We start from the raw sequence: 12,685 nt of genomic DNA on the forward strand, positions 1-12,685 counted from the left end.
AGGAGAGGCAAATTAAGAAAACGCTCTACCAAACTCTACGCATTGAGGGTGTGTCAATTTAGACACACCCTCTAATGTTATATCATTATCACGAAGAGAAAATTAGTTATTTTTTTCCTGTTCTGTAACATTCTCTGATTTTGGATTTTGGTGCAAGACAAAGACAACGGCAAGGGCAATAGCAGCCGTCATCATTCCTCCTGCCACCCAATCGTGACCCAATATTGCAAGCAATGCAGACATGGCAATCAGGATAATGACAATGGAGTAGCCCATCCACTGACCACGGCGACTCTCTATGAGTCCACCCGATATGATATTGCCTTCAGTCTTGATACGATGGTCTAACTGTTTCTCTGTCATTGCCAGAATACGCTCGGGGGCATTAGCGATAACCTCACCATATGCTTTGAAATCCTCGGGCGCAGGAAGTGGTCCTTGAAAACTACGTTCAGACTCAATAGCCATAAAAGCCTTTACAATCGTATGGCGTTACTCGGTATTGAGGGAGTCGAGAACCTTATTAAGATCTGTGGTCTGAGTATCCTCGTCTGCCTTCATAGGAGGCATGCGCTCAGTTTCCTTTTTACTTCTTTCTTCCATTTGTGATGTGTTTCATAGCGATGTTCATATCTCTTGCAATAACCTTTGCATCACGCTGAAAGTCCTCTCTGTCGCTACCTTGCAAATAGCGTTCGAATCGCCTTACAGACGTCAGTCCAATTGACGAAAGAAGACCTGTTCGTAAGGTTGGTCTTTGCTTCATGAGTTCCGATGTCGTTACTTGCTTGTGATTGATTTCTAAAACTATGTTCATAACCTTTCGCGTTTGTTATAAAACAAATACGTTGCAAATATAAGATTTTTATTGTGAAAACAAAAGTGAAAGCGCAATTATTTTTTGCGTGACGCAAGGGAGGGTGTGTCTAAATAGACACATTCTCAACGCTCAATATTGGTAGACCGTTCTCTTAATTTGCCTCTCCTACCCCTCAAAAGAGGACATGGGAGAGGTGACGTAAGAGCAGGAGAGGTGTTTTATTTTCTCCCTTATCATAGCGCTTTTTTATATTTCTTTTCAGATTATTTTGCTGTTTCCAAACTTTGTTATACCTTTGTCGCCGTGAAACAATTAGCAATATCATATCAAGGCAATGACAGTATGCAAGGAAATTTGAATTTCTTTGCAACTTTTTGCGCCGATTATTTGGTCAATCCAAATAATTTGCTAACACACACACACACACACAGCGCACCTAGCGTCAAATAACATATTTTTTCTTTTCGCATACGCGCGCGCGAAGCGTGCCGTAACCCCTGTAAATAAAGGACTTCTCGGAGTTTCCTTTGTTCGCTTTTTTATGCCCTTTTGCAAACTAGATTTAGAACAAAATAAGAATGAAATAACAATTATTTTAATCAATAAACAGGATACGTTAACAGCGTTTCCCCTAAAAATGAAATGAAATGAAGGTAATTGAAAGAAAGATTTATCAAAAGCCCCAGTGCAATATCATTTGCACAGAGACAGAAGGGCTATTGGTTAACGGCAGTGGTAATGCAGGAACAATTCAACCTGGAACAACAGTGGGCGATGCCAAACGTAACTTTTTTAACGATGAAGAGGAAGACCAAGAAGAGACTCCTTGGAATAGTACAGAAAACTATTAAGAATTATCAGAATGGAAAAGAAAATGAATAAGTTTATGAAGAGAACGACTATTGGTTCCGTAATGCGAGGCTTGTGTTACGGCTTCGTAGCTTTATTGTTTACTGCCAGCTGTGCGAATGATAACGTTACACAGGACGAAAAGCAGAATAAAGATAACATCCCAGCGGGTGCAACCGTATTTACAGGCACATCCCAGCCAGAGACAACAACACGTACAGCCATTCTTAACCATACAAAAGGCTCGGGTGCTTCCGTAAATTGGAGTAGTACGGACAAGATATGGGTAAAGGACGATGGAGGAACGTGGCAGCAGAGCACAACAACAATTATTCCTTTCGCAGCAAACCCATCATATGCTAAGTTTGCCCTCTCGGGTACTTACACAGGTACTACACATGACGTTCTATATACAAATGCGACTGTTGGAACGCAACCGCAAGTAGAGATAAAGACTACACAAACACAGTCTGCCCCAAACAACTTTGACCATGCAGGCGAATCGGGAGATTGTGGAATTGCTACAACTAATGGTTATAACTTCACCCTTAATCATAAGGCTTCCTATCTATGCTTCATTCCTCGCACAAGCAACGAATATGTAAAGCGCAGCAAGTTGATTAAGGTTGAGATTATGAGCGACGATGATATTGCAGGAACTTACGACATAGCAGCTAATGGAGCTCTCACCCTTGCTTCAGGCGGTTCAAAGACAATTACTGTAACAACAGGTTCAGGCTTTGCAATCGATAATTCTGCTGATGATATGAGCAAGAACGCAACCTATGCAGTCGTTGCCCCTGGTACACATAAAGTCCGCATTCGTTATTGGCTTCGCAATACAACAGATAACCCTAATGGACCGATAGAGGGAACGGTATCAAAGATAGTTACCCTTAATTGTACGGCTGGCTCAATCAATGATATAACAGCGAATCTCGATCCGCATGATTACGACGGCAACCATTACTATATGTGGGATGCGCAGCAAAATTATTGGTCAGGTCACGAATGGAATAGCGCAGCTCCATGGCAGCCAACGCTTGAGTCACAGCCAGCCAATCCAAATTACCCCAAGAGCAACGCTGACTCTCGTTGGTACAACGAAAGTGCCCCAGGTTACGGCATAAGCAACCCTGCTACTCACACTTCATGCAAAGACCTTCCAAACGCTAACGAGATGTCTTGGTACGCAATGTACGGCGATCCCCGTTGGGACAATGACGAATTATGGACAACTATGGGTCATTTATATAAAGGTGGCATGTGGTTTAAGAAGAAGTCCGTGCTCCAAGCCGAGCATCATTACGACACAGAAAAATCTGCCGATAATACAACCGACCTACGTACAGCAGACAAGCACTACGCCAACACCAGCAGTAGTATCACCGACTCCGGTCTCCCATCTGCTGCTGACGCAGGCAACTATTTCTACCTGCCCGCCTTAGGTAGCTATTCCGTTGGTCGGCTGTACAACGTTGGCTACGACGGCCACTATTGGTCGTCTAGTGCTAACTCGTGGGACAGCGACTACGTGTACGAACTGTACATCAGCAGTGGTAACGCCTACGTGAGCGACTCCAACCGCCGCATCGGGTACAGGGTCGAGCCAACGCTTCAGTAGCCCTTGCGATTGCCCTCTACGGGTGTCGCCTTCTAAGAAACCCCTCCCCGAACCAACGGCCACTGACCGAAGGGAAGTAAAGGGGAGGGAGTTCCTAATGGATAAGGGAGGGTGAGAGACAAGGGGAAATCTAAGCCTTGGAAAAAATGAAAATAAGCGCTTCTGTCAACGACATAAGCACGAAAAAATGAAAATAAGCACTTCTGTCAACGACATAAGCACGAAAAAATGAAAATAAACGCTTCTGTCAACGACATAAGCATGAAAAAATGAAAATAATCGCTTCTGTCAACGACATAAGCACAAAAAAGAGAAAATAAGCGCTTCTGTCAACGACATAAGCACGAAAAAGAGAAAATAAGCGCTTCTGTCAACGACATAAGCATGAAAAAATGAAAATAATCGCTTCTGTCAACGACATAAGCACAAAAAAATGAAAATAAGCGCTTCTGTCAACGACATAAGCACGAAAAAATGAAAATAAGCGCTTCTGTCAACGACATAAGCATGGTAAAGAGAAATTAAAAGATGTGGTAAAGAACCACGAATATTAATAAACTTAAAATCAAAAATCATGGAACATTTCAATGTAAAAATTCCAAAAATGAAACTGGTAGATGTAGCACGCTGCTCCCGCTACACCAATTCTCACCACCTGCAATTCATGTTCAACGTCTATGCATTGGTAAAGGCTGGCGACAAACTGAAGTTGCACCTCACCGACGAACTGCTCAAGAGCTGGAACGATTGTATCGAATTAGAAACGGAGCTAAACAAGCAGGCCACGGCCACGGTGCACACCGAACAGATGGCAGCACTCGACCGACAGCGCGACACGCTGCTGACCAACCTCTTTGGCATCGTGCGTGTGCAACTGAAATCGCCTGTGCAAGCCGTTAAAGAGGCTGCCCAAAAGCTTGACAAGGCGCTCGGAGTTTACGCAGGCATTCAAAGCAAAGCAGCTGATGCCGAAACGGCCGAAGTGCGCGGATTGTTGAAAGATTTGGAGCGTTTTTCAGCAGAGATGACCGCCTTGGGTCTTGCGCCTGTCACGGCAGAGTTAAAAACCATAAACGAAAAATTTCAAACCGTCTACAACGAACGCCAAGTGAAGGTTGTTGATGCAAAATTGCCCCCTCTGGTTGAGGTTCGCACTCAAACCGACGCCGTTTTCAATGCTGTGTGCCACTATATTGAGGCCAGCTATCTGCTCGCAGCGACCGAAGACGATCGCCCGCCGATTGAGCGTTTGGTGGACCAAATCAATCAGGAGATAGACCACTTCAAAACGGCCTATAAACAGAGTGCGGCGCAGAAAAAGCCGTCGCCGGCAGTGAAAGAACGCGAAGCAAAGCTCAAAGCGGCCATTCCGGCCTTCGCAGAAAAGGCTGGCTATGATGAGGGCGCGCTCACCTACACGGGTAAAGGCAAGGGCGCAGGCATGAAACGCCAATATGAACTCGCCATAAAAGACCGCAAGACTGCTGACGGCAAACCTGCCACAATTTGGGTGGTCATGGCCAAAGATGGCTCGCTGTTTCTCGTAGATAAAACGAATGAAAAGCCGAAAACGGGCAGCGGAACAACCGAACAGCCCGACTTTGGGATTAAACATAAAAACCAACCATAAAATTGTCGAGCTTAGGGAAATGCGCAAGGCCGCATTCATAAATTAACTCTTATTGCGACGAAAACCTGCGCAGCGGCGTTGTTATACAATAGGTATCGTCATAAATACTCCTAAGTCTAAAGTGGTGGTGCAGCGCTGTTGCGATAACAGCGCTGCACCCTTTTTAGTTTCATTTTTATTTGATTCGTTTAAGATACTCATCGGTTCGTTTGTCCCCCAATTCTTTGGCCTTTAGCAATGATAAACGGGCTGTTTCTTTCTTGCCAAGTTCGAGTTGGGCAATGCCAAGCAGCAGGTGGCCGTCGGGATATTCGGGGGCGAGTTCTGTGCAGCGCTGGGCGGCTTTTTCGGCATCTTCAAGACGTTTCACGCGAAGGCTGAGCGAGGCCATTTCGGCATAGTAGGTGGGCTCGTCGGGGGTGAGGATGATGGCGCGGGCGATGTCGTTGAGCGCTTGTAGATATTGACGTGTTTTGTTCTCACACTTATAGCGCATGTAGTAGAAGTCGGAGGTGAGTGGGCGTCCTTGCATGAGCGAGTCGTAGAGATTGTAGTCTTTCAGTGCTGCTCGATATTGTTCTTGGCTGTCAAGGGCCATGCCGCGTGCCAGCACATAGGGAGCCGCTACGGAGGTGAGCGGTTGGGGGCAGGCGGCTACTGCACTGTCGAGTAGGGCCATGATTTCGGTTTGTGGTGCTTTGAGCATTGTTTTGCACTGGGCCGCTTCATAGAAGAATTCTCCATTGCGAATGGGACTTTTGGTGAGTGCCATAAAGCGGTCGTAGGCTTGTTGGTATTTCTTTTGTGCATAGATGATTTGTGCCTGTTGGTGACGATATACGTCTAAGGGGTCGATGTTTTCGGCTTTTTGAGCCTCTTCAAGGGCTTTGTCGAGTGTCCATGCGGGATAGGAGTTGTCGGGATGATAGATTTGCTTTTGCAGAATGACCTTGGCGTATTCAGAGTGGGCCTCGTCTTTCTTGGTGGCACGCTCGATAGCTGTCTGCATCATCTTGTCGGCTTCGGCATATTTTCCTGCATTGACATAGCTCATGGCCTTTGTTGAATATCCTTCGGTGGCGGTGGGAAAGCGTTTGATGAAGTCGTCGATATATGCTTCTCGCTTGAGTGAGTCGGTGGTTTCGCCAGTCATCATCATGGTGAGCAAGGCTTCATCCTGTTTTTCGGGCAGGGCAGTGCGTATAGCGCAGGTGCGCAACACGGGGTCGTTGATAGAGAAGGCATTTGCTTTGAGGCTGTTGGCCAATCTCACGTCGGTGGCATATACCTCTCCTTGTTTGCCGTGTTGTAGGAGTCCGATGACTTGTGCTCGCTCATTGACAAAGGGGCATCCATTCATGTTCTCGGGTGCGTCTTGTGAGAAGATGTAGTAGTTGTATTGGCCCATGAACTTCTCTACTTTTTGGATGTTGAGGGCTTTGATGCTGGCTTTAGGATTGCCATAGCCCACGAGAAAGGCTTTTCCTGTTGTTTGGTTTTCGGCAATGGGGGCGGGTAGAGTGGTTCCGCTAACGGTGAACTTGCAGACATCATAGAGTTCGTTGGCGCCGATGATGGTTTCGACCTTGTGTTGTTTGCCTTCAGCATCGATGACAATGGCGTGGTCGGCTCCACTGAAGGGTGCCCATGTGCTGACGGCCTGTCCGTCGGCCGACACGAAGATGCCGTGTGAGGATGCTTTGAGGCTTCCGTCTTTATTGAATGTGGTGAGTGTGAACACGGCCTTGGCAGTTTTCTGCATGGAAGCGTTCTGTGCAAATGCTCCAATGGTGAAGATGAGGAGCATGAAGGATAAGATAGTCTTTTTCATTTTGAATGGTTTTATGATGTATAGAGGAGAGTTAGTGTCAAGCTTTGTTGAGCAGTGCTTTTGCATTGCTGATGGCTTCGGCTGAAACCTTGGTTCCGCTGAGCATTTGTGCAATCTCTTGTATTCTCTCGTTGTCGGTGAGTCTTTGCATGTGACTCGTGGTTCCGTCTTTGGTTTCTTCTTTAGATACTTTATAATGGGCTGAACCTAAGGCCGCAATCTGTGGCAGGTGGGTGATGCTGATGACCTGTCGGTGGTTTTGTCCCATTTCTTGCATGATTTGTGCCATCATCTCGGCCACTCGTCCGCTCACTCCGGTGTCAATCTCATCGAAAATGATGGTGGGGAGTTTTACGGCTCCACTGATCATGGCTTTTAGAGAGAGCATGACGCGTGCAATCTCACCTCCTGAGGCCACCTCGCTAATGGGTTGTAGGGGTGTGCTTTTGTTGGCGCTGAAGAGAAAGGCTGTTTTGTCCTGCCCGTCTTCGGAGAGTTCTTTGACAGTGAGTTGTATTTGGAATCTCACATTTGGAATGCCTAAGGGGATGAGTCTGTTGGCCATTTCTTTTTCGGCTTGTCGGGCCGCTTTCTCACGTTTCTGAGTTAGCATCTGGGCTTTCTTACGACATTCGTCTTCAAGCTTTGAGACTTTTGTTCGCGTTTCTTCAAGTAGGTCATCGGCGTTATCGATGTTAGCGAGCTTGGTTTCGAGTTCGTTTTTCAGTTGAATGAGCTCGTCGATGGTAGAGACGCGGAATTTTTGTTGTAGCATGTAGATGGTGTCAAGCCTTGCATTGAGTTTGTCGAGTTGAGCTGGGTCAAAGTCAATGTGTTCTGTTGTTCGGCTAATCTCCTGTGCGATGTCTTTAAGTTCGATGTGACAATTGTCAAGTCGTTGGGCTAACTCACGTGCATCGGGTGAAAATTTGCCGATGGCATGCAGTAAGTTTGAGGCTTGCTTGACTTGTTCAACTGCACCTTGCTCATCTACGGCAAGCAGGCTGTCGGCTTCATAGAATGAGGTTTTGATTTCTTCGGCATGTGAGAGTTGTTCAGTTTCTTGTTCAATGCTCTCTTGCTCGTCGGGTTTGAGTTGTGCTTTGTCTAACTCGTTGAATTGAAACCGCATGAAGTCTTCATTTTCTTTGCTTTGTGCAAGATTGTCTTCAAGGAGTTTGAGTTCGCTGAGTGCTTTCCGATAGGCTTTGAAACTTATTTGATATTCATTTCTTTCTTTCTCGTCGTGAGCAATGATGTCAACCACATTGAGTTGGAAGTTTTCTTTTTGTAGAAGCAGATTTTGGTGTTGACTATGGATGTCGATAAGCCTTTCTCCCAGAGTTTTTATAAGGGTTAGCTGCACGGGGATGTCGTTGATAAAGGCTCGGCTTTTCCCATTTTTATTGATTTCCCGCCTTAAGATGCAATCCTCAGGGTCATAGTCGATATCATTCTCTTGGAAGAAAGCGCCTAAGTCATAGTTTTTGAGGTTGAAATGCGCTTCGATGATACATTTATCTTTTTCGGCTTTGATGACCTTTGTGTCTGCACGCTGTCCTAATAGTAGGTTGATGGCTCCGAGAATAATGCTTTTCCCGGCTCCCGTTTCACCAGTAATGACAGAGAATCCACTATCAAATGAGATATTGAGTTCGTCTATTAGTGTGAAATTTTTGATGTATAATTGTTTCAGCATATTCTTGATTTATTGTTTTATTCTCTCCCAGCTTTCGTTTAGGCTGGCATTGAGTGTGAAGAGTATGTCATAGATTCGTTGTTTCTCTTTTTGTGTGCCATGACCTTGATAGATGTTGGCAAGTTCATCTTTTTTATAGTCGGTCCATAGTTGGGGGAGTCTGCTCAGCGGTCTGTTTTCATGCGCCTTCCATAAGTTTTCTTTGAGGGCAGTGGTGATATTCACTCGTGCTTTCTCTGGATTTGTGGCCATCTGGTCTAATCCCTTTCGATAATAGTCATATTGGAGTGTTCGGAAAGGACTTAATTTCTCATCCGTATAGGCATTGATTACCGCAAACCGATTTCGGTCGTCATCAAAACTCTTCCATCCAGCAAAGTTTAAACCCTGTGCATTGTTGGCTATGTTGAGGCATTGTTGGAGTATATCAGTCCCTCCCATAGGCGAAAAGCTGTCTAAGTTGATGCCAATGATGAGATAGGCATAGTAGGCGCATAAGGCTGTGAGCTGATTGTTGATGTGTTCTTTGTTGAACTCTAATTGAGCAAACTCAGCATATTCGAAGTCAAAGTTATTGTCGGTGTTGCTATAAAGCACTGTGGTGTATGTTGAATTGAATACGGGTCGGTTGGCTTGTATAATGGCTTTACAACTGAAGGTGTTGTTCTGTTGGTCGTATTTATTCACCGTGATATTGAAACTGCACGCTATCCGCTCATTTTTTTGAAACTGGAGGTCGGTCCATTTTCTATCATTGAGAAACTGGGTAAGGGCGTTTTGCAAGTTGTCGAATATCGCATTGTTTGTACCTTGTATTTGGGTGTGGTTGATATTTACGACAGCTTGGAGCTCTTGAGCCATGAGTGGCCAGCTATAAAAGATTAGCCAACTCGTTAATAATATCTTTGGCAACATCCGTTTTAGGTTTCTTGGCATATTCTTTTTTCCCATTTTGATGGATAATCGTAATCTGATTTTCATCACTTTTGAATGTGGTTCCGGGGTTGCGTGTAGAGTTTAGCACAATGAAATCTGCATTTTTCTTCATTAACTTGTGCTTGGCATTTTGTTCTTCATTGTTGGTTTCGAGTGCAAAAGCAACGATATGCTGGTTGGAGGTCTTCATTTTCCCAAGTTCAGATGCAATGTCTTGTGTGGGTTTTAGCTGTAGAATCAAATCGTCTTTCTCGCGTTTAATCTTTGTTTCTGCCACGTTTTCAGGTTTGAAATCGGCTACTGCCGCACACAAAATGGCCGCATTCTGATGTGGAAAGGCCTTTATAGCTTGCTCATACATCTCTTCACAGCTCTCCACGTCTATTCTGTTGATGCCTTGAGAACAATGAAGATTCACGGGACCACTAATCAATGTTACCTCCGCACCACGTTGATAGCATTCTTCAGCCAATGCAAACCCCATCTTTCCGCTTGAATAATTGCCAATGAATCTCACGGGGTCAAGCTTTTCATACGTGGGACCTGCCGTAATCATGATATGCTTTCCCGATAGGTCGTTTGTTGAATTGAAGAAGCTTTCAAGGCTTTCTACAATCTTCTTGGGTTCTTCCATTCGGCCTTTTCCCTCAAGTCCACTGGCCAGAAAGCCACTTGTAGGCGCTATGATATGATTGCCATAGGATATTAGTTGTTTAAGGTTGGCTTGTGTAGAAGGGTGTTGATACATATCAAGGTCCATTGCTGGGGCTATAAATACGGGGGCTTTCATGCTGAGATAGGTGGTGATGAGCATGTTGTCGGCAATGCCGTGTGCCATCTTGCCGAGTGAACTTGCCGTGCAAGGGGCTATGAGCATAGCATCTGCCCACAATCCCAAATCTACATGAGAGTGCCAGGTGCCATCACGTTGGGCAAAGAACTCACTGATAACGGGTTTGTGCGTTAATGCCGAAAGCGTTATCGGGGTGATAAATTCTTTGCCTGATGGGGTGATGACCACCTGTACTTCAGCCTCATGTTTGATGAGTTCACGGATGATGAGGCATGATTTATAGGCCGCTATCGACCCTGTTATGCCGAGTACTATCTTCTTTCCTTTTAGCATGAGTGCTTGTTAAATTCACGAAGCCGAATGCGCGTCAGCACCTGTTTTGTGTTGTTTGGAAAGTCGGCTCCCAACATCCAAGAATAATATCCTGGGTCTTTCTTCAAGACTTCTGCCACAGGATAGTCCTTGTATTTACCAAAGTTGAATACTTCTTGCAGTTGAGGCTTTCCGTCTTTATCGGTTAAAGGTTTCCCTTCTTTGTCTGTAATAGGTGCCCAAATCATGCGTCCTGCAAAGTCAACATTGTCGTTTTGTTTGGAAAACTCGGCCAAGAAGTCCATATCATTCGGTAGAATACGCTCGTCTTCTTCCTGTTGTTCTTTAGAATACATATCCAATTCACCCATCAATACCCGATAGGTTGCTTCAGTATCTTGGTCTGCCCGGTGAGCCTCAAAGTCTTCTTCCATCTTTCTTCCACAATAAAACTTGTAGGCAGCTGCCAGATTTCTTCTTTCCATCTTGTGGAAGATGGCTTGTGCATCAATGAGTCGGCATTTAGAGAAGTCAAAGTCTATGCCTGCACGCAAGAATTCTTCAGCGAGCATTGGTACGTCAAAACGATTGGAGTTAAAGCCTGCAAAGTCACATCCTTTGAACGTTTCGGCCAATGTTGTTGATATCTGTTTGAAGCTGGGTGCATCCTTAACTTTCTCGTCATCAATGCCTGTTAGTTCGGTAATCATCTCAGGAATGTGCTTTCCCGGATTGATAAGATGGTCTCCACGCTCTTCTTTTCCGTCAGGATAGACCTTTATGAACGAAAGCTGTATGATGCGATCGTTTACGATATCAAGCCCTGTAGTCTCGAGGTCGAAGACTACAAGGGACTTTTTCAGATTTAATTTCATTTCTTATTTATGTGTTGTCGTTCCTTAATCGTTGAGCAACATAGGCATGATCAACATCAGAACATTAACATTTTCAGGTTGTTCGGTAGGCACAATAACACCTGCACGGCTTGGGTCTGCCAATTGGAAGTTTACTTCATCACAATCAAGATTGTTCAGAATCTCTTGTAAAGAGCTTCCCTTAAAGCCAATACTCATTTGTGGACCATTATAGTCACAAACGATTTGTTCCTTTGCACTGGTTGCAAAATCAATGTCTTCAGAAGATACTTCGAGTTTACCTGATTCAATGCGGAAGCGAACTAATTGACTGCTTTCACTTGCAAATGGTAGTACACGGCGTAAAGCTCCGATAAGACTCTTACGGTCTATGCTCATGTTGTGTGGGTTTTCTGGAATCACACTATTGTAGTTGGGATAGTTGCCTTCAATGAGTCGACAACAGAGCTGACCTTCTGCAAAGCGTATTTCAGTAGTGCGGTCGTCAAACTTGATAACAACATCACTATCGTCTTTACTTAAAACATTTTTCAAAAGTGTAGCTGGTTTCTTGGGAAGGATAAATGAAGCCGGGGTGTCACTTTTCACTGTATAGTCTTGATTGCGTACAAGCTTATGACCATCTGTGGCTACAATGGCCAAATAGTCGGTTGTAAGGTCAAAGTATATGCCATTCATCACAGGACGAAGTTCGTCTGTTGCTGTGGCAAAAAGTGAGCGTGTGATGTTATTAATCAATGAGTTTGAAGCCATTGTTATCACGTGTGCACCATCTGGAACAGCTTGTGTGTGAGGATATTCGTCAGCATTTTGTGCCGTGAAGTTATACATACCATTCTGATAAAGAATCTTGATGGTGAGGGCTTCTATATCAACTTCGAATTGAAGAGGTTGTTCTGGAAGTTCTTTTACGGCGTCAAGAATCGTACGATTGGGCACTGCAAAACTTCCTTCTCCGTCACACTCACTGAGTGGCACAAGCGAAGTCATGACATTCTCATTGTCTGATGCTGTAATCTTTAATCCACTATTGCTTACTTCGAAGAGGAAACTATCGAGTATAGGTAGTGAATTTTTGCTGTTGATTACCTTGGCAAGTGATTGAAGGCGAGCGTTAAGAGCGCTGCTGGATAATGTAAATCTCATTAGTATCTTTCTTTAATAGTTATTATTCCACTTACGTTTTTTGTAGAGACAAAAATACTAAAAACCCTTGTGTAAAACAAAAAAAAGACATAAAATGTTTCATTTATTAGAACTATTTTAGTAATTTCGCAAAATCAAGTGTAAAAACAAAAACACGATTTTTAGTTTAA

General features: G+C 44.5%; 11 protein-coding genes. 3 read left to right on the top strand and 8 right to left on the bottom strand.

Features of this window, described 5'->3' with window-relative positions:
* Positions 1-102: 102 nt before the first annotated feature.
* Together HMPREF9145_RS06585 and HMPREF9145_RS06590 are read right to left on the bottom strand one after the other, a co-directional pair.
* A complete protein-coding gene (locus HMPREF9145_RS06585) occupies positions 103-468 on the bottom strand; it encodes a DUF2335 domain-containing protein (RefSeq protein WP_021825574.1) in 366 nt (121 codons plus the stop codon).
* 118 nt (positions 469-586) lie between these two features.
* Positions 587-817 (bottom strand): hypothetical protein, encoded by a 231-nt coding sequence (locus HMPREF9145_RS06590; protein ID WP_021825548.1) that lies wholly within the window; start codon positions 815-817, stop codon positions 587-589.
* Positions 818-1,467: 650 nt separating this feature from the next.
* On the opposite strand from HMPREF9145_RS06590, the gene HMPREF9145_RS06595 reads away from it, so the two are divergent.
* From HMPREF9145_RS06595 to HMPREF9145_RS06605, 3 genes are all read left to right on the top strand, one after another.
* Entirely contained in the window at positions 1,468-1,671 is a 204-nt protein-coding gene (locus tag HMPREF9145_RS06595; RefSeq protein ID WP_021825552.1) for a hypothetical protein, read from the top strand.
* A gap of 23 nt (positions 1,672-1,694) precedes the next feature.
* On the top strand, positions 1,695-3,293 hold the full coding sequence (locus tag HMPREF9145_RS06600) for a hypothetical protein (protein ID WP_036906910.1): 1,599 nt from the start codon (positions 1,695-1,697) through the stop codon (positions 3,291-3,293).
* A gap of 664 nt (positions 3,294-3,957) precedes the next feature.
* Positions 3,958-4,923 carry a DUF6261 family protein gene (locus HMPREF9145_RS06605; protein WP_155945281.1) on the top strand — a complete coding sequence of 322 codons (966 nt, stop codon included), beginning with the start codon at positions 3,958-3,960 and terminating at the stop codon, positions 4,921-4,923.
* A gap of 175 nt (positions 4,924-5,098) precedes the next feature.
* Here HMPREF9145_RS06605 and HMPREF9145_RS06610 read toward each other — a convergent pair whose 3' ends face one another.
* From HMPREF9145_RS06610 to dnaN, 6 genes are read right to left on the bottom strand one after another with little or no spacing between them, the layout of a single operon-like run.
* Positions 5,099-6,754, bottom strand: a complete 1,656-nt coding sequence (locus HMPREF9145_RS06610; RefSeq protein WP_021825562.1) for a tetratricopeptide repeat protein — start codon at positions 6,752-6,754, stop codon at positions 5,099-5,101.
* Between the two features lie 37 nt (positions 6,755-6,791).
* On the bottom strand, positions 6,792-8,453 hold the full coding sequence (gene recN / locus HMPREF9145_RS06615; RefSeq protein ID WP_021825584.1) for a DNA repair protein RecN: 1,662 nt from the start codon (positions 8,451-8,453) through the stop codon (positions 6,792-6,794).
* A gap of 9 nt (positions 8,454-8,462) precedes the next feature.
* Entirely contained in the window at positions 8,463-9,368 is a 906-nt protein-coding gene (gene porD, locus HMPREF9145_RS06620; RefSeq protein WP_021825569.1) for a type IX secretion system protein PorD, read from the bottom strand.
* The gene (gene coaBC, locus HMPREF9145_RS06625; RefSeq protein WP_021825598.1) at positions 9,325-10,515 is read right to left on the bottom strand and encodes a bifunctional phosphopantothenoylcysteine decarboxylase/phosphopantothenate--cysteine ligase CoaBC; all 1,191 of its coding nucleotides are present in this window, start codon (positions 10,513-10,515) and stop codon (positions 9,325-9,327) included. Before coaBC ends, porD begins: the two co-directional genes overlap by 44 nt.
* Positions 10,509-11,369 (bottom strand): 3'-5' exonuclease, encoded by an 861-nt coding sequence (locus tag HMPREF9145_RS06630; protein WP_021825611.1) that lies wholly within the window; start codon positions 11,367-11,369, stop codon positions 10,509-10,511. Before HMPREF9145_RS06630 ends, coaBC begins: the two co-directional genes overlap by 7 nt.
* Before the next feature lie 24 nt (positions 11,370-11,393).
* Positions 11,394-12,515, bottom strand: coding sequence for a DNA polymerase III subunit beta (gene dnaN / locus HMPREF9145_RS06635; RefSeq protein ID WP_021825565.1), 1,122 nt, complete (start codon positions 12,513-12,515; stop codon positions 11,394-11,396).
* Between the last annotated feature and the right edge of the window lie 170 nt (positions 12,516-12,685).

Source organism: Segatella salivae F0493, assembly GCF_000477535.1.
In the GTDB taxonomy this organism is placed as follows: Bacteria; Bacteroidota; Bacteroidia; order Bacteroidales; family Bacteroidaceae; genus Prevotella; species Prevotella salivae.